Annotated in this window: 15 protein-coding genes; 5 read left to right on the top strand and 10 right to left on the bottom strand. The window is 28.3% G+C overall.

Annotated features, from left to right (window positions below; translation table 11 throughout):
* The first annotated feature begins 47 nt into the window (after nucleotides 1–47).
* Entirely contained in the window at nucleotides 48–1,082 is a 1,035-nt protein-coding gene (dprA, locus tag IPP08_05965) for a DNA-protecting protein DprA (protein ID QQS67706.1), read from the top strand.
* A gap of 70 nt (nucleotides 1,083–1,152) precedes the next feature.
* Here the strand turns inward: dprA and IPP08_05960 are convergent, their stop codons facing one another.
* Complete coding sequence (locus tag IPP08_05960) at nucleotides 1,153–2,109, bottom strand: PhoH family protein (GenBank protein ID QQS67705.1); 957 nt, start codon at nucleotides 2,107–2,109, stop codon at nucleotides 1,153–1,155.
* A gap of 106 nt (nucleotides 2,110–2,215) precedes the next feature.
* Here IPP08_05960 and IPP08_05955 point away from each other — a divergent pair, with 106 nt between their 5' ends.
* A complete protein-coding gene (locus IPP08_05955) occupies nucleotides 2,216–5,470 on the top strand; it encodes a DEAD/DEAH box helicase (GenBank protein ID QQS67704.1) in 3,255 nt (1,084 codons plus the stop codon).
* Nucleotides 5,471–5,548: 78 nt separating this feature from the next.
* On the opposite strand, the gene IPP08_05950 is transcribed toward IPP08_05955, so the two are convergent.
* Nucleotides 5,549–7,411 (bottom strand): serine hydrolase, encoded by a 1,863-nt coding sequence (locus IPP08_05950; protein QQS67703.1) that lies wholly within the window; start codon nucleotides 7,409–7,411, stop codon nucleotides 5,549–5,551.
* A 266-nt stretch (nucleotides 7,412–7,677) separates the two neighbouring features.
* Between IPP08_05950 and IPP08_05945 the strand changes: the two genes are divergently transcribed.
* The 3 genes from IPP08_05945 to IPP08_05935 are packed head-to-tail and all read left to right on the top strand — an operon-like array spanning nucleotide 7,678 to nucleotide 10,531.
* Nucleotides 7,678–9,171, top strand: a complete 1,494-nt coding sequence (locus tag IPP08_05945; GenBank protein QQS67702.1) for an oligosaccharide flippase family protein — start codon at nucleotides 7,678–7,680, stop codon at nucleotides 9,169–9,171.
* Between the two features lie 28 nt (nucleotides 9,172–9,199).
* Nucleotides 9,200–10,102, top strand: coding sequence for a lytic transglycosylase domain-containing protein (locus IPP08_05940; protein ID QQS67701.1), 903 nt, complete (start codon nucleotides 9,200–9,202; stop codon nucleotides 10,100–10,102).
* Between the two features lie 27 nt (nucleotides 10,103–10,129).
* Complete coding sequence (locus IPP08_05935) at nucleotides 10,130–10,531, top strand: DUF393 domain-containing protein (protein ID QQS67700.1); 402 nt, start codon at nucleotides 10,130–10,132, stop codon at nucleotides 10,529–10,531.
* Between the two features lie 59 nt (nucleotides 10,532–10,590).
* On the opposite strand, the gene ispG is transcribed toward IPP08_05935, so the two are convergent.
* The 8 genes from ispG to IPP08_05895 all read right to left on the bottom strand — a co-directional run bounded on the left by ispG (nucleotide 10,591) and on the right by IPP08_05895 (nucleotide 21,954).
* Nucleotides 10,591–11,715, bottom strand: a complete 1,125-nt coding sequence (gene ispG / locus IPP08_05930; GenBank protein QQS67699.1) for a flavodoxin-dependent (E)-4-hydroxy-3-methylbut-2-enyl-diphosphate synthase — start codon at nucleotides 11,713–11,715, stop codon at nucleotides 10,591–10,593.
* A 58-nt stretch (nucleotides 11,716–11,773) separates the two neighbouring features.
* Nucleotides 11,774–12,658 carry a glycosyltransferase family 2 protein gene (locus tag IPP08_05925; protein ID QQS67698.1) on the bottom strand — a complete coding sequence of 295 codons (885 nt, stop codon included), beginning with the start codon at nucleotides 12,656–12,658 and terminating at the stop codon, nucleotides 11,774–11,776.
* 37 nt (nucleotides 12,659–12,695) lie between these two features.
* Nucleotides 12,696–13,580 (bottom strand): rhomboid family intramembrane serine protease, encoded by an 885-nt coding sequence (locus tag IPP08_05920; protein ID QQS67697.1) that lies wholly within the window; start codon nucleotides 13,578–13,580, stop codon nucleotides 12,696–12,698.
* A gap of 12 nt (nucleotides 13,581–13,592) precedes the next feature.
* Nucleotides 13,593–14,072, bottom strand: a complete 480-nt coding sequence (locus IPP08_05915; protein QQS67696.1) for an FKBP-type peptidyl-prolyl cis-trans isomerase — start codon at nucleotides 14,070–14,072, stop codon at nucleotides 13,593–13,595.
* An 82-nt stretch (nucleotides 14,073–14,154) separates the two neighbouring features.
* Nucleotides 14,155–15,345 (bottom strand): phosphoglycerate kinase, encoded by a 1,191-nt coding sequence (locus tag IPP08_05910; GenBank protein QQS67843.1) that lies wholly within the window; start codon nucleotides 15,343–15,345, stop codon nucleotides 14,155–14,157.
* A gap of 5 nt (nucleotides 15,346–15,350) precedes the next feature.
* Nucleotides 15,351–16,874, bottom strand: a complete 1,524-nt coding sequence (locus IPP08_05905; protein ID QQS67695.1) for a peptidase S10 — start codon at nucleotides 16,872–16,874, stop codon at nucleotides 15,351–15,353.
* Between the two features lie 61 nt (nucleotides 16,875–16,935).
* Nucleotides 16,936–17,523 (bottom strand): pseudouridine synthase, encoded by a 588-nt coding sequence (locus IPP08_05900; GenBank protein QQS67694.1) that lies wholly within the window; start codon nucleotides 17,521–17,523, stop codon nucleotides 16,936–16,938.
* Nucleotides 17,524–17,604: 81 nt separating this feature from the next.
* On the bottom strand, nucleotides 17,605–21,954 hold the full coding sequence (locus tag IPP08_05895) for a T9SS type A sorting domain-containing protein (protein QQS67693.1): 4,350 nt from the start codon (nucleotides 21,952–21,954) through the stop codon (nucleotides 17,605–17,607).
* Between the last annotated feature and the right edge of the window lie 135 nt (nucleotides 21,955–22,089).

The raw sequence follows: 22,089 nt of genomic DNA, 5'->3' as shown, positions 1-22,089 counted from the left end.
ATTTAAACATTCTAGCACTGAATTTATGTTCTGGTTTAACATCTTCAATGTTAAAAAATATTGTTGAAACTGGTGTAAGTATTGAAGAAATTCTTACTGCTACAACCAAAGATTTATCTGAAATTGGATTAAAATCTTCTTCAATAAAATCAATTCATAAGTTCAATTATTTTCTTGACTTAGCAAATATTCAATTTGAAATTGCTCAAAAGAATAATTATAAAATCATAAACTTTTGGGATGAAGATTACCCTTTTTTATTAAGAGAAATTTACTCTTCTCCAATGAATTTATTTGTTTTTGGAAATTTAATAACAAATGAAAACTGTATTAGTATTGTAGGAACTAGAAATAATACTCAATATGGTAGGTTGATTGCAGAAAAATACGCAGAAGAATTCGTATTAAGCAAAATTACTGTAGTAAGTGGCTTAGCTCGCGGGATTGATACTTATTCTCATAAATCTGCATTAAAAAATAATGGCAGAACTATAGCAGTAATTGCCTCAGGTTTGGATGAAATTAATTCTGAATACATAGAGAAAATAGTTAATGAAATTTCTGAATCTGGTGCAGTAATATCTGAGTATCCATTTGGTACAAAAGCAATACCTGCATTTTTTCCACAAAGGAATCGAATTATTGCTGGAATTTCAAAAGGATTAGTAATTGTTGAAAGTGATATAAGGGGTGGATCATTAATTACAGCTCAGTTTGCATTAGATCAAAACCGTGAAGTATTTTCTGTCCCTGGTAATATAAATTCTCAAAAAAGTAAAGGGACAAATGAGTTAATTAGAAATGAATCAGCTAAATTAACCTTAAATCCAAGGGATGTACTTGTTGCATTGGGATTTAATTTTGATATAATTGAAGAAACAAAAACTAAAATAATTGATCATTCAAGTTTAACATTTTTTGAAAAACAAGTATTAGATAATTTAAATTATGAACCGAAACATATTGATTCTATTCTAAGTAATTTAAACATGACTTCAAGTGAATTACTAATTAATTTATTAACTTTAGAATTTAAAGGACTTGTTCGTCAGTTAGCTGGAAAAATGTTTTTAGTAAAGTAAATTTATATATTTAACTTCAAATAAAATGTAATTGTAAGAATTGATTTTTGACAAAATGAAAAGAGAGTAATTATTTATTATTGATTTCATAAGCATTAATAATTTCTTTTACTAGTCTATGTCTAACAACATCAAATTTATTGAAATAAATGAAACCAATTCCTTCTATTTCCTTTAATATATTTTCAGCTTGAACCAAACCGCTTTCTGCATTTTTAGGTAAATCTATTTGAGTTGGATCACCAGTAATAATAGCTTTACTTGCAAGTCCAATCCTAGTTAAAAACATTTTCATTTGCATTGCAGTAGCATTTTGTGCTTCATCAAGAATTATGAATGAATTACTTAAAGTTCTACCTCGCATATATGCTAATGGTACAATTTCAATCACTCTTTTATCAATCATTGCTTTAAGTTTATCATGAGGTATCATATCATCTAATGCGTCATAAAGTGGCCTCAAATATGGATCAACTTTTTCTTTCAAATCTCCAGGTAAAAATCCCAAGCTCTCCCCTGCTTCAACTGCTGGTCTAGCTAATACAATTTTTGTTACTTGCCTTTTCCTATAAGCATCGACAGCTAAAGCAACACCTAAATAAGTTTTACCAGTACCAGCAGGACCCATTGCAAAAACAATATCATTTTCATTAACCAAACTAATATATTTTTTTTGGTTATCCCCTCTCGGTTTTAATGATCCATCTTTTGTAAAAATATGTTGATCTTCAATTGATTTATTTAAACTATCAATATTTGATTTTTCGTTAATTAATGATAAAATTGATTCAATATCTTTAATTGATAATGAATTATTTCTTTGGGTAAGATAAATCATTTCGTTAATAACTTTTGATAAAATTTTAACTTCATTCTCTTCACCTTTAATAGATAATTCATCTCCTCTAGCAGAAATAGAGGAATTAAATTCCTTTTCTAACATTTCCAAATTTTTATCGTTTATACCAAATAAAACTAATGTATCTATGCCTTTTAAATTGATTTTATTTTCTTTTGATATGATCATTAAATTATTAATTATTTATATAAACAAAAATAAGTTTATTGAGTAAATGAAACATTGATTTAAATTTGTAGGTTACACTTTTTCTTTTAATTAAAATTTCATTAATGTGTCAGCAATCCTTAACGAATTAAAAAAATATTTTTCCACAACAGTAATTAGAAGAGGAAAAAACTACTTAACAAATGAGTTAGTTGTATTTAAAAAAATTGCACCAGAATTTATTCATGCAACTGTTTCTGGTACAAAAGATTATGAAGTAATATTAATGTTTTATGATGATAAAAGTTTTGATTTCAAATGCACATGTACTGAATCCAAAAATAAAAATACATTTTGTAAACATGTTTGGGGCGTTTTATTGCAAGCTGATTCAGAACAATTACTACTCAAGGAGGTTAGAGGTATTAACCATATAGATATTGCTGAAGTAATTAATATTATTGAAGATAAAACAGTAACAAAAATAAATAGATCTAAATGGCGAAGGTTTTTATCATCAGTTGATTTAACAAAGCAAGATGTTATACCTATATTAAAATGGGATTCTAATAAAGAATTGATATATATTTTTAATATCAATAAGTTAAATTATCAAAATTCAATTCCTTTAGAAATTGCCTCTAATGATGTGTTTGAAGATGGAACAAAATCTGCTCCAAAATCTGAAAAAATTGGATTAGATTTAATTTCATCATTGCCAAATTCTTTAGATATTAATATAATTAGCTCTTTATTTATAAATCAATTTAAAAATACAAATTACTATGCATGGAACTTTAAACCTTCACAAAATTTAGATTCGCACCATACTTTGCATCAAGATACATCGAGTCAATTACTTCCATTAATCACTCGTACCAGTAGATGTTTTTATAGGGGTGGAAGCCATGATACCCTTATTCCACTTATAGCAGATACATCTGGCAGCTTTGATTTAAAGCTTTACATAACAAAGCCTGAAAAAGAATTTGAAGGTGATGAGCAAGATGAACATTATATTTTAACTGGAGTACTAAAAAACGAATCCAAGCAAGTTGTTATACATAATGGAATAAAAACTTTAATTGGTGGTTTTGTTATTGACAAACATTATTTGTTAGAGCTTAAATCTGAAAGTCATAATGCATGGATTTATATGTTATTAAATAATAATAATTTTGAAATTCAAAAAGGTGAGTTAACAAATTTTTTAGAGGAAGTATATCAGTTTAGTGAACCACCTGATGTTGTATTACCAGAAGGGATAGATCTCAGTTTTGTTGTAGGTAAGCCTTTACCAATGTTAAGTATTTCTAAAAAACAAGGAGCTAATCAAGCAACTGCAAAACTTTATTTTAAATATGGGGTTATTGACGTTGCACCAACTGAAAAAAGAAATAATTTTTTCAATAAAGATAATTTTGAAATTGAAACTAGAAATTTCAAAGAAGAAGAGTTATATATTGAAAGGTTAATTGGACTAGATTTCCAATCATTAAGAAAAACTGAAATTGAAAACGAATATAGGGTATCTGCTAGTAAAATCCATAATGCAATTCGTACTTTATTAATTGAAGGTTGGAGAGTTGAAGCTGAAGGGAAAAGGTATAGACAAGCTGGAAATATGAAACTTGGTATCTCTTCTGGAATGAATTGGTTTGATTTAACTGGAGAATTAAATTTTGAAGACTCTGTTGTTTCATTACCTGAAGTTATGATGGCTATTAGGAAAGGTGAACAAGTTGTTATTCTAAAAGACGGCTCAATAGGTCTTATTTCTGATGAAATGCGTAACAAATTTAAATCTGTATCTAAATTAGGAGATTTACAAGAAGATGGGATATTTAGGTTTAAACCAAATCAAGCACTTATACTTGATGCATTATTAGAAAAAGAACCTAATATTTCATTTGATACTAAATTTGATGAAGCTAGAAAGCAGCTTTCAAGCTTTAAAGGTCTTAAAACTTTAGAAACCCCAGTTGGATTTGTTGGAGAATTACGAGACTATCAAAAGGAGGCATTAAGTTGGGCTAAATTTTTAAATGATTTTTCACTAGGTGGATGTTTAGCTGATGATATGGGTTTAGGAAAAACAGTTGTTGTTTTAGCAATTATTCAATATATGAAAAACCAAAACAATTCTGTTAAGCCATCTTTAGTTGTAGTTCCAAAATCTTTAGTTTTCAATTGGGAAGAAGAATGTAAAAAATTTACTCCAACATTAAAATTATTAAATTATACTGGAGTTCAAAGAGATTCCTTGAAAGAATCAATTGCAAATTCGGATATAGTTATTACTACTTATGGAACTATTAGAAGTGAAGGTGAATTTTTTAAAGACTTGGATTTCAGATATATTATTTTAGATGAAGCACAAGCAATAAAAAATTCTGTTACAGCTTCATTTAAAGCTACAAGGTTACTTAAAGGGGATCATAGGTTAGCATTATCGGGTACACCAGTTGAAAATCATTTAGGAGAGCTTTTAAGCATTTTTGAATTTTTAAATCCTGGTATGTTGGGAATTGCAACTAGTTCAATGATATTTGAATCAATTGATTTAAGGCAACCAGATCAAGAATATTTAGAATTTCTTTCTAAAATTTTAAAACCTTGCATCTTGAGAAGAACCAAAAGTGAAGTTGCAAAAGACTTACCAGAGAAAATCGAACAAACAATTTTCTGTGAATTAGATCCAGCTCAAAGAAGAATTTATAACGAGTTAAGAGAATATTATAAATCTTCTTTAAACGACACAATCGGTACTATTGGCCTCCAAAAATCTAAAATTCATATACTTGAAGCTTTGTTAAGGTTAAGGCAAGTTGCTTGTCATCCAGCATTAATAAATAAAACCAAAAGAGATGTTTCTTCTGCAAAATTGGATACTTTGATAAGTATGATTTCTGAAGCAATAAGTGAAGGTCATAAAGCTTTAGTCTTTTCTCAGTTTACATCTTTTTTAGCGATTGTTAAAGAAGAACTCGATGATAGAAATATCAAATATGAATATCTAGATGGTAAAACTAAAAACCGTCAGGAAGTTGTTGATAAATTTCAGAATGATGATGATTGCAAATTGTTTCTAATTAGTTTAAAAGCAGGTGGTGTTGGCTTGAATCTTACTGCAGCTGAGTATGTATTTTTATTAGATCCTTGGTGGAATCCAGCAGTTGAAGCTCAAGCAATTGATAGAACTCATAGGATTGGACAAACAAAGAATGTATTTGCTTATAGATTAATTGCTAAAGATACCGTTGAAGAAAAGGTATTACAATTACAAGAATCAAAAAGGAATTTAGCGGATTCAATTATCAAGGCTGATAGTAGATTGATTTCTGCAATTTCATCTGAAGACTTAGAATTATTATTTTCATAAAAATTTTAAAACTCAATTAATTATATATAAAAGAGCCATTGTAAATTAATACTATGGCTCTTTTTTCCTTAATATATTTTAGAATAAATCATAACTTGGCCACTGTGTTACTGTTTTTAAAGCATCTAAAATTTTACTTTGCATATCCCACCCACATCCATCTTCGTTAGGATCATTGTTAACTATTGCTGCAAAACTTATGCCAGATGCCTTATCATAATACAAAAAAGATCTAGTACCTGGAAAACATCCGTTATGAGTTTGTTTAGTATTGCTAGCTATCCATCCAAGTGCATACCCATTACTCAAAACTGTAGTAGTTGTCATTGTATCATACAATGCCTTAGAAATCAAATCTGGTTTAGATACATTTCCATCAAATTTTACTAACACTTTTAAAAGATCAATAGGTCTTGCAACCCATCCTCCAAAACCATCCCACATTTTTAAATTCATATTTACCATTGGTGTATAAGTTGAAACTTCTAAAGATGTTGGATTACCTGTATTAGCTCCTACATACATTGAATTCCCAACTCCACATGGAGTTAATACATTATTTCGAAGATATGTTTCATAATTTTGCCCACTCTTTTGTTCAATAATTCTTGCTAAAATGAAAAAATTAGTATTAGAGTAATTTGCCATCGTGTTTGGAGTAAACTTAAAAAGTTTTGAGTCATTTAACAATACAGTCATACAATCATTATAAGTACTTGAAGAATTATGAAATTCTGCTTCCCCATTACAAGTTCTTAAACCTGAAGTGTGATGCAACATCATCCTTGGTGTTATAGTTTCTAAATTAGTTTTGTTTGTGTTTGGGTATGAATATTTATTTCCAAATATGCTTCCAGTACCAAACACTTTTTGATCTAAATTTAATTTTCCTTGTTCTACTAATTTCATTATTCCAGTACTAGTAATTGATTTTGAAATGCTCATTATTCTTAATGAATGATTAGGGCTTAAATCCTGACCAGTAGAAACGTTTGCATCTCCAAATCCTCTTGCAAAAACTAATTTTCCATCTTTACAAACAGCTAAAGATAAAGCCTTAACATTTTGATTTGTCATATAATTTGCAACTCCATTATTGATTTTTTGCAAATCAGTATTAGTATAATTAGTATTTTCCCAAATGCCATTAAACTTTTCTGTACCACTTGATGCAAATGCATTAATATAAACAGGTTTGTATCCTTGATAATATTTGTTATCAAACACATTTTGATAATTGTTTCCCTTTATACCATGATTAGCAGATGTTAAGTTAGAACTAACTTTTTCCCAAATTGCACTATAATAATCAACTCCATTAACATTGCATCCACTTACCATTTGAACTACAAAACCTTGAGCAGAATAATCATTAAATTTTTGTTGATAAGTAGTAGCATCTAATCCAAAATGAGCATAATAAGGTGCACCAGCACTCTTCTCAAATATTGCTGCATAATTAGCAGAGTTTCCATTAGCATAACTTGTAATAAAAATTAATCTAAATCCATTTCCAGTATTTGTAGTAAATTCAGTTTGAAATTGTGCCCCAGTTAAACCATGCTTAGCAATATAATTTGTACTTTTCTTCTCCCATATTGCTGCATATTTAATACTCCCATTAACTTCATATCCAGAAATAAAACTAACTTGATAACCTTGTTGAGATAATGTTGTAAAGTTTGATTGATAATCTGCTCCACTCATTCCATGTTTTGCTATCCATCCTAGTCCATTTTTTTTCTCGAATAATGCTGCATATTTTTCTTGTCCGTTAACAGTATAACCACTAATACTGATTGGACGCATTCCACTAGTTGTTGATGAGTTAAAAAATGTTTGATATTCATTAGGCGACATATTATGTTTTGACGCCCATTGAGACTTTAATGAAGAATTAATTGAAATTAAAATTAATAAGTAAATTAAAATTGTTTTCATTTTTGTTGATTGTTGTTTTTGATTGTTTGTGATAATTGTTTTCATTTAAATAAGTTATTGTATTTTGATATTAATACTGTTTGAATTCTATTCCATTAAATTTAATCTTCTGGAGTTACAAAAATTTAATTTTAACGTTACATAAAAATAATAATTAGATAAAATTAAAACTTTAACATAACTTTAAATAATATGAAGTGAAACTAATGCTACTTTAATTTTAGTTAATTTAGTAAAATTAAATGAGTTTATTAAGATTACAATAAATGAAACAACAATTAAAACAACTTTCAGGTGATACAGTTGTATATGGTGTAACTACAATACTCCAAAGGTTTTTATCATTTATATTAACCCCATTTTATACTCATTTTCTTATACCAGAGCAATTAGGTTTGCAAACAAATATTTTTGTTGTAATTTCATTTTTAATGGTTTTAGCAAACGCTGGTATGGAATCAGCTTTTTTTAGATATTACTCTATTGCTGAAACCGATGAAGAAAAAAAACTCACATACTGGAATGCATTAACAACAACTTGGTTAGTTGGTGGAATTATAGGACTTTTTATAATTATTTTTCCTGAAACATTTAATTCTCTCGCATATTTAAAAGTACCAATAAATCAATTTTATTTATTGAGATATGCTGGTATAATTATATTTCTAGACGTTGCTGCTGGTATTACTTTAGCATTACTTCGAATGACAAAGAATGCTAAAAAGTTTGGAACAATAAAAATATTATCAATTGTTGTTAATGTTTTGTTGAATATATTTCTGTTAGTTGTTGTAAAGATGAGTATTGAAGGAGTTTTTATTGCTAATATTATTCAATCGGCTGTTCAATTAATTCTAACATTAGGATACATGCACACAATGATGCCCGCAAAGTATGAAGGCAAATTATTGAATGAGATGGCTAAGTTTGGTGTACCTACCATTGCTTCTGGAATTTCTGCTATGGTTTTGCAAAATATAGACAGACCTATAATGCAAGTTTTAAAAGGCTCAGCAGCTGTTGGGCAATATCAAGCGAGTTATCGCTTAGGAATGTTTATGATGATATTTGTTTCAATGTTTGAATTTGCTTGGCGACCCTTTTTTCTACAACAATCAAAAAAACCAAATGCTAAAAATCTATTCTCAAAAATATTTACATATTTCAATTTAATAGGTTCAGCATTATTCTTATTTATCTCTTTGTTTATTGTAACCCTTGCTACTTACCCAATTCCGTTTACTAATGGTAAAACAGTTATTGCTCAAATTTATTGGCAAGGTTTATACATAGTTCCAATTGTATTGCTATCTTATCTTTTTAATGGATGGTATACTAATTTTATTGTTGGAATTTATATTCAAAAAAAGACAAAAACATTACCAATAATCACAGCAGTTGCTGCATCAACAGAAGCTATATTGTGTTTTTTGTTTATCCCTATTTTCAGTATAATTGGTGGAGCATACGCTACTTTAGGTGGCTATATAGTAATGAGTTTGGGAGTCTACTTTTATATACAAAAACATTATTTTATAGAATATGAATGGAGGAGAATTCTTTATAATTACATAATTGTTCTAACATTATGGTTAACAAATTATTTCCTTTTTGATTTAATGGATATTAGTTACAAATCTTTGATAACTAAGTTAATCTTAGTTTTACTTTATCCAATTTGTTTATTTATTTTTAGATTCTTTCATGAAAATGAGATGAAAGAAATAAAAATTATTTTTAATAGATTTAAAAATAATTAGAAGTAGTAACTTTAAATTAAATTAAAATATGAACAATCAAAAAATTTATTTTGTATCTTTATTCTCCTTTATATTTTTCCTATTATTAAGCAATAGAAGTTTTTCTCAACCTCCTTATCCATTACTAATTAAGCCATATTCATTCAATTTATCTCAATTTAAATTGCCAGATTCAATGTTTTTTTGTGGGGAGAAAATCCCATTAGAAAATCCAGAGATTAGAAAAAGGATGGAAAGAGAATTTTATTTAAATTTACAATCTGATGGGCAAATATTATTATATTTAAAAAGAAGTGGTGAATATTTCTATTCATTTGAACAAATTTTAAAAGATGAATCTGCCCCTGATGATTTGAAATATTTAGCAGTTGCTGAAAGTGCATTGTTTATGTCGCAGTCTTCTAAAGGGGCTGTTGGTATATGGCAATTTATCCCTGAAACTGCTAGGCGATATGGTCTTAAAGTAAATGAATTCGTAGATGAAAGAAGAAATCCCGAAAAATCTACAAGGGCTGCAATAAAATATTTAAAATCTGGAAAAGAAAGATTTGGTTCTTGGGCTTTATCTGCTACAGCATACAATATGGGAGAAGGTGCTACAGATGATGATTTAAATTTTCAACAACAATCAAATTTTTACGATTTATATGTAAATGAAGAATCTTCTAGATATGTATTTAGAATTGCAGCTATCAAAGAAATTATGAGTAATGCAGATAAATATGGATTTAATTTAAAACCAGAAGATTATTACAAACCAAGAGTCACTAAAGTTGTTCAATTAGATTCAGCTGTTGAAAACTTATCAAAATGGGCAATTTTGAATTCATCCACATATAAAAATATAAAATTGCAAAACCCATGGATTTTAAAAAGATCTCTACCCCACCCTGGCAATGAACCTTATATGATATCCGTTCCTATAGATTGATAAAATTCTTATACGAGAAATAAAATTATGGAACTAAACAACATAATATTTTTTGATGGGATTTGTAATTTTTGCAATTCCACAGTTAATTTTATAATTAAAAAAGATTCTAAGGAACTGTATTTATTTTCACCTTTACAAAGTGAATTCGCTTTAAATTTTTTTGCTGAAAAGAATTATAAAGTTGATGATATTGATAGTATTATATTATTTAATAACAATCAATTTTTAATTTATTCAGATGCAATTTTATTAATAGTAAAAAATTTACAATATCCTTTTAAATTATTATTTGGTTTTATTATAATTCCTAAGTTTTTAAGAAATATGATTTATAAATTTATAGCAAAAAATAGGTACAAATTATTTGGAGTTAAAGCAAGTTGTATTGTCCCAAATCAACGATTGAAATCAAGATTTATATTATAAATAGATTATTCAAATAAAAATTTCCTTTGTCAAATTTCTTTTCTTTTTAAGATGTTTAATTATTCTTTTGGAATAAATTTTTCAACTTCTTCAAGGACTGCTTGAACTATTTCATCTTCACGAATTCTTCTAACAACCTCTCCTTTACGATACAAAATTCCAACTCCTTTACCAGCTGCGATACCTATATCTGCTTCACTTGCTTCTCCTGGACCATTTACCACACAACCTAAGAGTGCAATTTTAACTGGTTTTTTTACCCCCTGTAATGCTTCTTCTAATTCTCTGGTAACTTTAAATAAATCTATTTCTAATCTACCACAAGTAGGACAAGCAATTATTTCAACTCCTCTTGAAGCAAGTCCTAAAGATCTTAATATTTCTTTTCCCACTTCAACTTCACGTTCTGGTTCATCTGTTAAAGAAACTCTGATAGTATCACCAATTCCTTCAGCTAAAAGAGTGCCAATTCCAACAGAAGATTTTATAGTTCCAACTTTAGTTGTACCAGCTTCGGTTACTCCTAAATGAAGAGGATAATCGGTTCTTGCAGCAATTAATCTATAAGCTTCAATCATTAATCTTACATCGGTAGATTTGACAGAAATTATAACATCTGTAAATCCAAAATCTTCACAAACACCAGCATGCCTCATTGCACTTTCAAAAAGTGCTTCTGGTGTTGGATAACCATATTTATCAAGAATATCTTCTTCAAGAGAACCTGAATTAACACCAATTCTAATTGGAATATTTTTCTCTTTAGCTGCTCCTAAAACTTCATGTATTCTTTCAATTGAACCAATATTTCCTGGGTTAATTCTTACTTTAGCAACATTCGCTTCTATTGCTTTTAATGCAAAAACATGATTGAAATGAATATCACTTACAATAGGTACAGGAGAGTATTTAACAATTTCGAACATAGCATCTGCCGCCTCTTTATCATTAACAGTAACTCTAACAATATCAACACCTAATTCAAAACATCTGTTAATTTGGGCTAAAGTTCCTTCAACATCAGATGTTTTTGTTTTAGTCATAGTTTGAACTGAAATTGGGGAATTACCACCAACAGGTATACCCTTTAAAAAAACTTTTCTTGTAACTCTTCTGTGAAATGGAGCTGTTGCAATTGGCTGTTCACTTCCTTGCCCTATAATTGGTATTTCAAATGGATTCATTTTTTATTTTACTAAGTTTATATTAACATATAGATAAGTCAAATTGCAATAACGGCAATTAACTTATGACTTTAAAATTTTTGTATTCTCCAATTCTTAATCCAGTTTTCCTTTCTATCCAATCACTTAATAGTACTTTAATCGGTTTTTTAATCAATTTACTCGGATTAAATTTATTACACCATTCACTATCATTTGAGATTCTATCTAAAATAATTTTCGGATGCGTTTCTTTAAATAGTTTAACTTCGTAACAATTAGTATAATCGAATTCAGTATCATAAACTTCACTTTCGTTCTCTTGATCTTCTTGATGATACAATTTATAGAAAGCAACTTGTTTTTTCATTTGAATTTTTGGAGGTCTTACCCATCCATAGTGAAAAATTCTAGATTCAATTAATTTGCATTTTAATTTTCTAGTATTTCCATTTTCATCTAATGTTCTAAAACCCTGAGCATCTTTCCAAGATACAACTTTTCCTGAATTTTTAAAAGCTCTAACTTCTCTTCGATACCATTGTCTTCCTACTCCTAAATAGTTGTAACTTCCATAAAAATGTCTCCAATTAAATATCAATCCTTCAACATCTTGGTCTGAATTATTAATATTTTCTATGATATTCTGGTAATCATCTTCATGAATTATTTCATCAGCTTGTAAATATATGCACCATTCACCTTTACAATGTTTAAGAGCAATATCTGTTTGTTCAGCTAAAATAGTACCACCTATCCTTTTATTATCATCCCAAACAGTTTCAATAATTAATATTTTAGGATTTTTAAAATTAGCTAAAATAGTTTTTGTTTCATCGTTTCCAAAACCTAAAGCAATCACAAACTCATCTACAATAGGTAAAAGTGATTTTATAGATTCAACAAAAGGATAACCAAGGGAAACTCCATTTCTAATAAAAGTAAATCCAGATATAGTTTTCAAATAATTTCAGATTTGTAATATTATCAATAAAAGTAATTTAATTTAATTTATCTCCAATGTTTAACAAAAATATCTTTTCATCTTCTGATAAATTTTGATAACCTGAATTTGATATTTTATCTAAAATTAAATTGAGTTGATCCTGTTCTGAACTATTTAATTGATCTGATATTGAATTATTAGTTTTAGGTTCAACAATATTTATCGCGGAATAAGCTTTAGGTAAATCTATAATTCTTAAGTTACTGCTTTTAGTTACTTCTGACATAAAATTTGTTTTTAAAAGTACAAAGCCAACTAAAGCTCCACCTAAATGTGCAAAATGAGCTATCTGATCTGAACCAAATAACCCTAAATATAAATCTATTGCTGCAAATAAAAACACAGCATATTTTGCTTTTATTGGTAAGAAAAACATAAAAAGTAATCTAGCTTCAGGATACAAAAATCCAAAAGCAACCATAATACCCATTATTGCTCCTGATGCTCCAACTGTTTGAGATATTACACCATTACTAAAAAAGAAAGTAACAAATGAATGCAACAAACCTGCACCTAAGCCACATAAAAAATAATAAAATAATAATTTTTTACTTCCCCATACTCTTTCAACTTGCACACCAAACATCCAAAGTGCAAACATGTTTAATAAAAGATGTGACAAACTACCATGTAAAAACATGTAAGAGAAGTATTGCCAAAAATGAAATTCTTCTATTTTTATAGGCCATAAAGCAAACAATAATGCCATTCTTTGTCCTAAATCTATGTGGTCACCTTCATAAATACCACCAGGTAAAATAGATCCAGAAATAAATATTATTACATTGATAATTATTAATATTAATATTACTGTTGTAAAATAATTGCTTCCAGGAAAGTTTTTAATAGATTTCATATAATCTCTATCATTTATACCCATTAGTTATTCAAATTATTTAACTGATAAAACGTGAACATCAAATATCAAATCTGCCTTTGCTGGTATTACTGGAGGTCTTCCAGATTCTCCATATGCTAATTGATAAGGTATAATTAATCTTCTTTTACCTCCAACCATCATATTAGTAGTTAAACCTTCATCCCAACCTTTTATAACGCTTCCTTTTCCAACAACAAATTCAATTGGTTCAAAAGGATAACCACCTCTATCAAATTTATTTGCTTCGCCTACACTAGCAATTGAAGTATCAAAAATCTTTCCATCAGTAAGAAATCCAGCATAATCAACTTTAACAGTCATACCTGATTCTACTTTAACTCCAGTACCAATTTCATTTTCCACATAACGTAATCCGCTCATTGTAGTTATTGTATCTGCCATTTTATTTTTTTGAGTTTTATTAGTTGAAGCACAAGATGAAAGGCTAACTAATATTGTTAAAATTAAAAAAAGTCCTAAAATTTTGTTCATTTTAAATTAATTATTTATAAAAAAACAAATATAACTATTTGTCTATTTGTTACTAAACATTGTCAATTTTTAGCTTTAAAACTTAATCTAATGCTAATACTCCAGGTAAAAGTTTTCCCTCCAAAAATTCTAATGATGCCCCACCTCCAGTTGAAACATGTGATACAGAATGCTCAAAACCAAATTTAGTAATTGCTGCTGCACTATCCCCGCCACCAACAATTGTTAAAGAACCATTATTTGTTGCTTCAACAAGTGCTTCAGAAATTTTCTTCGTTCCTTGTTCAAAATTACTCATTTCAAAAACTCCCATTGGACCATTCCAAATTATAGTTTTAGCTGTTAATATAATATCGCTAAATAGCTTAATGCTTTTTTCTCCAATATCTAAACCCATCCATCCATCTGGAATATTATCAACATTAACAGTTTGAATTAATGATTCATTAGAAAATTTATCAGAAATTATAACATCAACTGGGAAATACAAATTTACATTTGATTCTTTTGCTTTGATAATTATTTCTTTTGCTAAATCAATTTTATCAATTTCAATTAATGAGTTCCCAACATTTTTTCCTATTGCCTTAAAAAAAGTAAATATCATACCACCCCCAATAATTATAGAATCACATTTTTTTAATAGTGAAAGAATTACATCTATTTTTCCAGATACTTTTGAACCTCCTAAGATAGCTATAAAGGGTCTTGCAGGATTCTTTATTGTATCTCCTAAATACTTTAATTCTTTTTGTAATAAAAAACCTATTCCCTTTTCTTTTACAAAATGTGTTATACCTTCTGTTGAAGAATGAGCACGATGAGAAGTTCCAAATGCATCATTAATATAAATATCACACAAACTAGCAAGTTTCTTTGAAAAATCAATATTGTTCTCTTCTTCCTCTTTATGAAATCTTAAATTTTCAAGTAAAAGAACATCACCTTTTTTCATTGAATCAATAATAGTAACTACTTTGTTCCCTATACAATTATCTATAAATAATACATTAGTATTTAAAACATCTTTCAAATATTCATAAATTGGTTTTAGAGAATATTCTAAAATTACTTTTCCTTTAGGTCTGCCCAAATGTGACATCAGAATAACCTTTCCTCCTGCTTCTAAAATGAAATTAATTGTTTTTAAAGATTCAGAAATTCTTTTAGTATCGGTTATTCTTAAACCCTGATCCAATGGAACATTAAAATCTACTCTAATTAAAACTCGTTTATCTGAAAAATTAAATTGATCTAAAGATTTTGGCACTATATAAATTAATTAATTTGTTTTAAAGTATTATCATAAAATTTATCGGCATCTTCTTTAAACTTTAACAATGATTCTTTATGAATATACATCATGTGCCCAGCTTTATAATAAGTAAAAGATACATTCTTTTTTTGATCTGGATTTAAACCCATATGAGAGAAAGTATATTCAGTTGCGAAATAAGGTGTAGCTAAATCAAAGTAACCGCTTGATACCCAAACTTTTAAAAATGAATTTTTAGCCATTGCTGTTCTTAAAGTTTCAGCTACATTTAAATATTGATTTTGTACATTTGAATAACTCCAAGGATGAACTCGATTTGACAGAATTAAATATGGAATTTCATTTTCATATTTCAACTCACTCTTTATGTAATGATTGAATGAAGCTGAGAAAGGACCAGAAATAGTAGCATCCAAACTTGGGTCAAACTCAAAATTTTCACCAGCATTATCAAAATCGACTCCAGTGATTCTACTATCTAACCTACCAATCGTCAAGTTATCATTTCTCATTAATTCTTTTGTAAACCTAAAAATATCAGGTCTTAAATTGCAATTACTTATAAACTCTTTTGAAACCCCCATAAATTTTGAAAGAATTTCAACAATTTTTTGTTTATCAGTTTTCTGCAAATCATCACCTTTTAATAGAGCCAGAGCATAATCATTAATAGCAAATTCCTCAACTTCTTTCATAGTTTTCTCGAAATTACTTTGAAGGTCTGTGGATAATTTCTTATGAAAAAAAGCAGTAGCACAAAATGATGGAAGAAATAATACATTAGGTAAATCGTTCCCTCGATTAAACAATAATGTCTGGAAATTCAATACTGAAGAAATTAGTGAAATTCCATTTATGTATAAGTTATAAGTATCCTGTAAATATGCGGATAAACCAGCTGATCTTGTTGTACCATAACTTTCACCTGCTAAAAATTTAGGCGATCCCCATCTATCATACTTAGAAGTAAACAATCTTATAAAATCTCCAACTGATTGAATGTCCTCACTATATCCTAAAAATTGTTTAGCTTCTTCTCCTTCAACTGCTCGACTAAATCCTGTATTAATTGGATCTATAAAAACTAAATCAGTTTTATCTATCCATGAATACTCATTATCAATGTATTTATATGGAGGCGCTTTTGAAGTTCCATCATCATTCATGAGAACTCTTTTTGGACCAATACAACCCATATGTAACCATACCGAAGATGAACCAGGACCACCATTGAATACAAAAGTTATAGGTCTAGTTGTAATATCTTTAACTTCACCTTTTGTATATGAAGTAAAGAATATGTTTCCTTTAGCTTTGCCAAATTCATCTCTAAGTGTTAAATATCCAGTCTCAGCATTATATTTAATAACATTCCCAGGAACTTTTATTTGATGAGAAGTTATAATTGGTGGAGGAAAAACTTGAGGGGACTCAGGTTTTTTATCTGGACTTGGAACTTTTGTTTCTTCTGATAAAGCCATGCTTGTAATTATAAAAAAAGTTAATAAAAATTTAAAAATATTCATAATTATTTTGGTTGGTTTTATTTTTAAAACATTTAATATAATTTTCACTCAAATTAATTATTTATAAAAACAACAAATCATACTGTGATTCAGTAAGTTCGACCCATTCACCAAATTTAAGTCCTAATTCTCTGATATCCAATTTACCAATTTTCACTCTGTAAAGCCTTAATGTAGGACATCCAATTTTTGCTGTCATTTTCCTAACTTGACGGTTTTTCCCTTCATTTATTGATAATTCAAGAAAAGTAGTAGGTATATTTTTTCGAACACGAATTGGAATTTCTCTATCTAATAATCCAATTAAAGTATCTATAATTTTAACTTGAGCTGGTTTTGTTCTATAATTTTGAACAATTATTCCAGATCTAATTTGATTCAAACTTTCATTATTAGGTATATTCTCAACTTGAACAATATAAGTTTTTGACTTTTTATTATTAGGACTGAGTAGTGAATTATTCAATTCATTATCATTACTTAAAATAATTAAACCTTCACTATCATAATCCAATCTTCCTACAGGGTAAACATCTTTAGGAAAATCAAACAATGATAATGTTTTTTTTCCACTACCTTCATCTGTAAACTGCGATAACACGTTTAAAGGTTTGTTAAAGGCTATATATTTATTATTCTGCTTAAACAAGGGAATATTTTGTTTGAAGAAATAATGCAATGAAATTTAATAGTATAACAATTAATGAAATACTTAAATTTAGAAAAATCACTACTTATAAACAACAATTTTTTTTCTAGTAATTTGATTCTCATTAGATAACTCAACAAAGTATACACCACTAGGAATGTCCTTTAAGTTAAGAGTTAGTTCATAAACACCAGCAATAATAAATTCGTTCAAAATTTCCTTTTCTAATTTACCTTTATCATCAAACAATTTAATTTTAGTTATTATATCTTCATTTGATTCAAATTTCAATAAAATATTTTCTGTTGAAGGATTTGGTGCAATTGATTTTAATAAAAAATTATTACTACCTGAGAATAACCTTTTACCACCTGTTACACAATAATTGCTTAAAATCAATTCACCTGGATTAATAATGAAATTTACCTTTCCATTATTTATAGTAGATTTATTTGTAGAAAATATTTCAGAAGAAATAGAATCTCCTAACAATATAGTACCCTCGACAAATAAAATTGTATCAGAAATCAAAGTATCAAGCTCTAAGCCTTTAATAGTAAACTCAATTTCATCTTTATTATGTGTAATCTCAGAAATACTCCAATTATGAATCATTGTACCCCCAACATAAACTTGTTTAGGCTTGAACAATGTTTGATTGAATTTCATATTAACATTTATTAAAGTAACTACATAATCAGGTTTTTTACCAATTATTTTTAAAGGGATTTTAATAGTCTTTCCAACAATACCAGTTGTATTTTGCCAAATAGCTCTAAAATTAATTTTTTCTGGATTGTAACCCTTTGCAATTATTTTAAAATCAATTTTCTTCAAACATTTATTTTCAGTTAGAACTCTCAATGAATCAATTATTTCTGAATCATTAACGGGAGTAAATTCAATATTAATTTCTACTGAATCATTTGGTTGAAGTGAAAATGGTATTTGTTTTGAAATTGATATAATTTTAAATGGATTTGATATTTGAAAATCTGTAATATTCATAATTGAAGTTCCAGAGTTTTTTACAATATGTTTTTTAACTGAACTTTTTCCAATTATTATAGAATCATAAAACTCACCAATATATAACAAATTTTCAATGATTTTTTCTCCAATTAATTTAACTTCAATCTCTGGTTGATTTGGATCATCAGTTTGTATAACCAAGATTACATCCTTGTTTCCTGGGTTTTTACTCACAGGAAAAAAATCAACAGTAAATCTAATTGAATCATTTGGTAAGATATCAATAGGTGCTAAATTTGCAGGGTTGATTGTCCAATCTAAAGTTGTATTTGGATTGATATTTAATAATAATATTTTAACTGGTTTTACATTAATATTCTTTATAACAATTGTATCAGTAATAGTTTCACAATTCAATACTTTACCAAAATTTAATTCAGTTTTATTCAAGTAAATTCCACCTTTAAATGCTTCTCCAAATATTGGAATGTATAAAGTATCAAAGCATGGAAGTGATATAAATAACCTTAAGTAAGTATTTGAAAGTTTAGTTACAGTGGTTGGCAAATAATTTAAATTAATTTTTTTATTAGAATTAGAAAATAAATTAAAGGGTATTTGTCCTGCTAATATAGTAATATCTGGATTTGGAGGGAAAATGTCACCATTAGAAACTATGAAATCGGTTGGTGTTAAATTAGTTAATATACATGATGTATTTACACTTTGTCCTGTAGGTAAAACACCAAAATTGATGTTTGTATTAGATATTTTAGGTCTGCTTTTCAAACTATTTACAATATTCAAAGGGTAAGGATTTTTGTTATCATTTGAATCATTATTACTAAATAAAATTTTCCCTTGAACTACTCCATTAACTTTTATAATCTTAAAATCAAATAGTAAAGAATCTCCAATTAAAATTGTTACAGGAACAACCTTTGGAGAAATTACATTCAAGTTACCTGTTCCTGCAAATGCTACTCCATTGATTTTCAAAGAGCTATTCCCTTTATTGCTTATAAAAATTTTACCTAACAAAGTATCATTACACTCTATTCCTGAAATTGTAATTATTGTATCTGATAATATTACTGGTGAAACAGAATATCCTTTTATTGAAAACAATGAATCGAATACGCAAGGAGAAAACTGTAATTTAAAATTTATTAGAAAATTCCCTGTATCTAAAGGTGTTAAATCAAATATTATATCAGTTTTAACATTTGGTTGTACAACTAATGGAAAGGATGTAGATTTTAAATTCACCTTAAATCCATTGCTATTAATTGATGTAATTGATAAAATAGTATCTGCACTTGTTCCTGTGTTGGTATAAGTATATTTTACTTGATTAGAAGTTTTAAGATTTAAAATTCCAGCTGAATAATTACTTGATAAAACAGTACCATTGAAAAATTCTTTGGTAAAATTTATTTTTACATCGTAAGGATTAAATCCTACTCTCAAATCATTTGAAAAGATAGAAAATTTTACAGATTTGTCTTCAATTTTATTCGATGTATTTTTCCATTGAAATTTTATATAAGTTGAATCTTCAGGATTAATCTGGATTGGGAAATTATTAAATATCTGATATTCAGAAGATGATAAACCTGAAATTGCAATTTTATCAATGTTTAACTTCAAGCTACCATTATTGTGAACAAGTATGCTATCATAAATAATATCTTTACATTTTGATAGGCTTAAATTTTTATCTTTTAACGAATAGATTTCTGGAATTTCAAATAATTTTATAACTGAAGTTGCTGATTGAGTTGTAATAAACAATGGTTTTTTTTTATTATCTATATTAAACAACAAATCATTAGAATTCATCTTTTGATAGGCAACAACATAATAAACTGAGTCTAATTTTGGGAATAAAACATTTACAGACCATTTGGAATTTAAATTTGTTATAGTTTTAAAAGGCAATGAATCATTCCAATTTTGAGATTCGCCCTTTATAACAACATAGATTGAATCATTAGGACGGGCTGTACCAGTTATTTTAAACTTTCTTTTGGTTGCAATTGAAAAAGTATCAATTGTTAACCCAACAAATATTTCAGTTGAATCTGGATAGACATTATCTAATTTAACTTTTAAACCATCAAACCTAACTCTCCCAGATCCACCTTTACCAGCTATACTAGATATTACAGTATTGGTTTTAATACCAGGTTCCCCACCCCTTACGCTTGCTTCAGTTACCTCTAAACCTACTCTAGATCCTACAATAATACATCCCCCTGCACCACCAGCTGAGGCATCACCTCTTAAAATTTGATCTACACATAATCCATCACCAGGATTTCGTGCACCATCTCTCCCGCGACCTCCTTCAGCAGATATATTACCAATAACAATTGTTTCTCTTGAATTTAATGAAATTCCACCACCACCTCCACCTCCAATACTATCACATAAAGCAGCTCCAGCACCCCCCCCACCTCCGTGTAAAGGTATTATCATTTTATTTCCAACTTCTTGTCCGTTTAAATCAGAATATATTGTCGGAATTCGACCAGATCCCATAGTAGAGTTTCCACCACCACCAAAATAAAAACTCTCAAGAATTGGTGGAAAACCTGATTTTATTTTTATCTGACCACCACCTCCACTACTACCATTTAAATCGAAAGGATGCCCTACTCCAGATGAAAAGGTTCTTAGAATTGAAAAATCTGAAGATGCATTTAACCTATTTAAAGATGAACTTTCAATTCCTGTTCCACGACCAAATGGACCTGGAGAGGGGAAAGTAAGGACTTCACTCTTACCACCAGTAAATCCATCTCCTTGAGGTGCATCTGCTTCCCCAGGTACTGGAACAGGTGGAAAACCAATTGGATCACGAGAAGGACCATAACCACCACCACCTCCTCCTCCTGGACCTCCATGTTTACTTGTAGAACTGGCTGATATGCTTGCACCTTGTTCAATAAAAATTCGTCCTTTACTAATAAGTACAAATGGTAAATAACCTTGATTTCCATTTAAAATATTTTTATCAGGATCTTTGGTAGAAATTGAATAGTTACCACTATAAATTATTAAACTATCAACTATCATTGCTCCTCTTTTAGATCTATATCCTAAGCTACCTTCTCCAATTATACCTCCGTCTGTAAGTGGTTTAATATTTTGTGGATTAACTATAAAAAAAGTATCTACCATTGATGTTGCTAAACCATTTTCTATAAAAATTGGGACTGGACCTTCAGACGCTCCTTCTTTTACAAAAGCTTGAGTAGATATTAATCTTCCATTCCAAGAAATTATACCAGGTGAAAAAATAACTCTATTAGTATCTGAAGCATTTACTGTTTTAATTTTTAAAATATTTGATTTAATTAACCCATCTCCACCTCCTAATGAATTTGTAAAGTTATATACTCCAACAAATTCAATGTAAGTACTCATGCCTGGTGATCCTATATCTGGTATCATATAGGACAAAGTAAGTTGAGAATAAAGAAATGAATTTATTGTAGAAAAATATACTAAACTCAGAATTAGTATATTGAAATTGTTCTTATTTGACTTAATTTGAATAATAAAATTATTAGTGATTAATAGTTTTGA

Source organism: Chlorobiota bacterium, assembly GCA_016700335.1.
Lineage (GTDB): Bacteria > Bacteroidota > Ignavibacteria > OLB7 > OLB7.
Note: the sequence above shows the minus strand (reverse complement) of the source record. Positions and strands in the feature narration are given on the sequence as shown.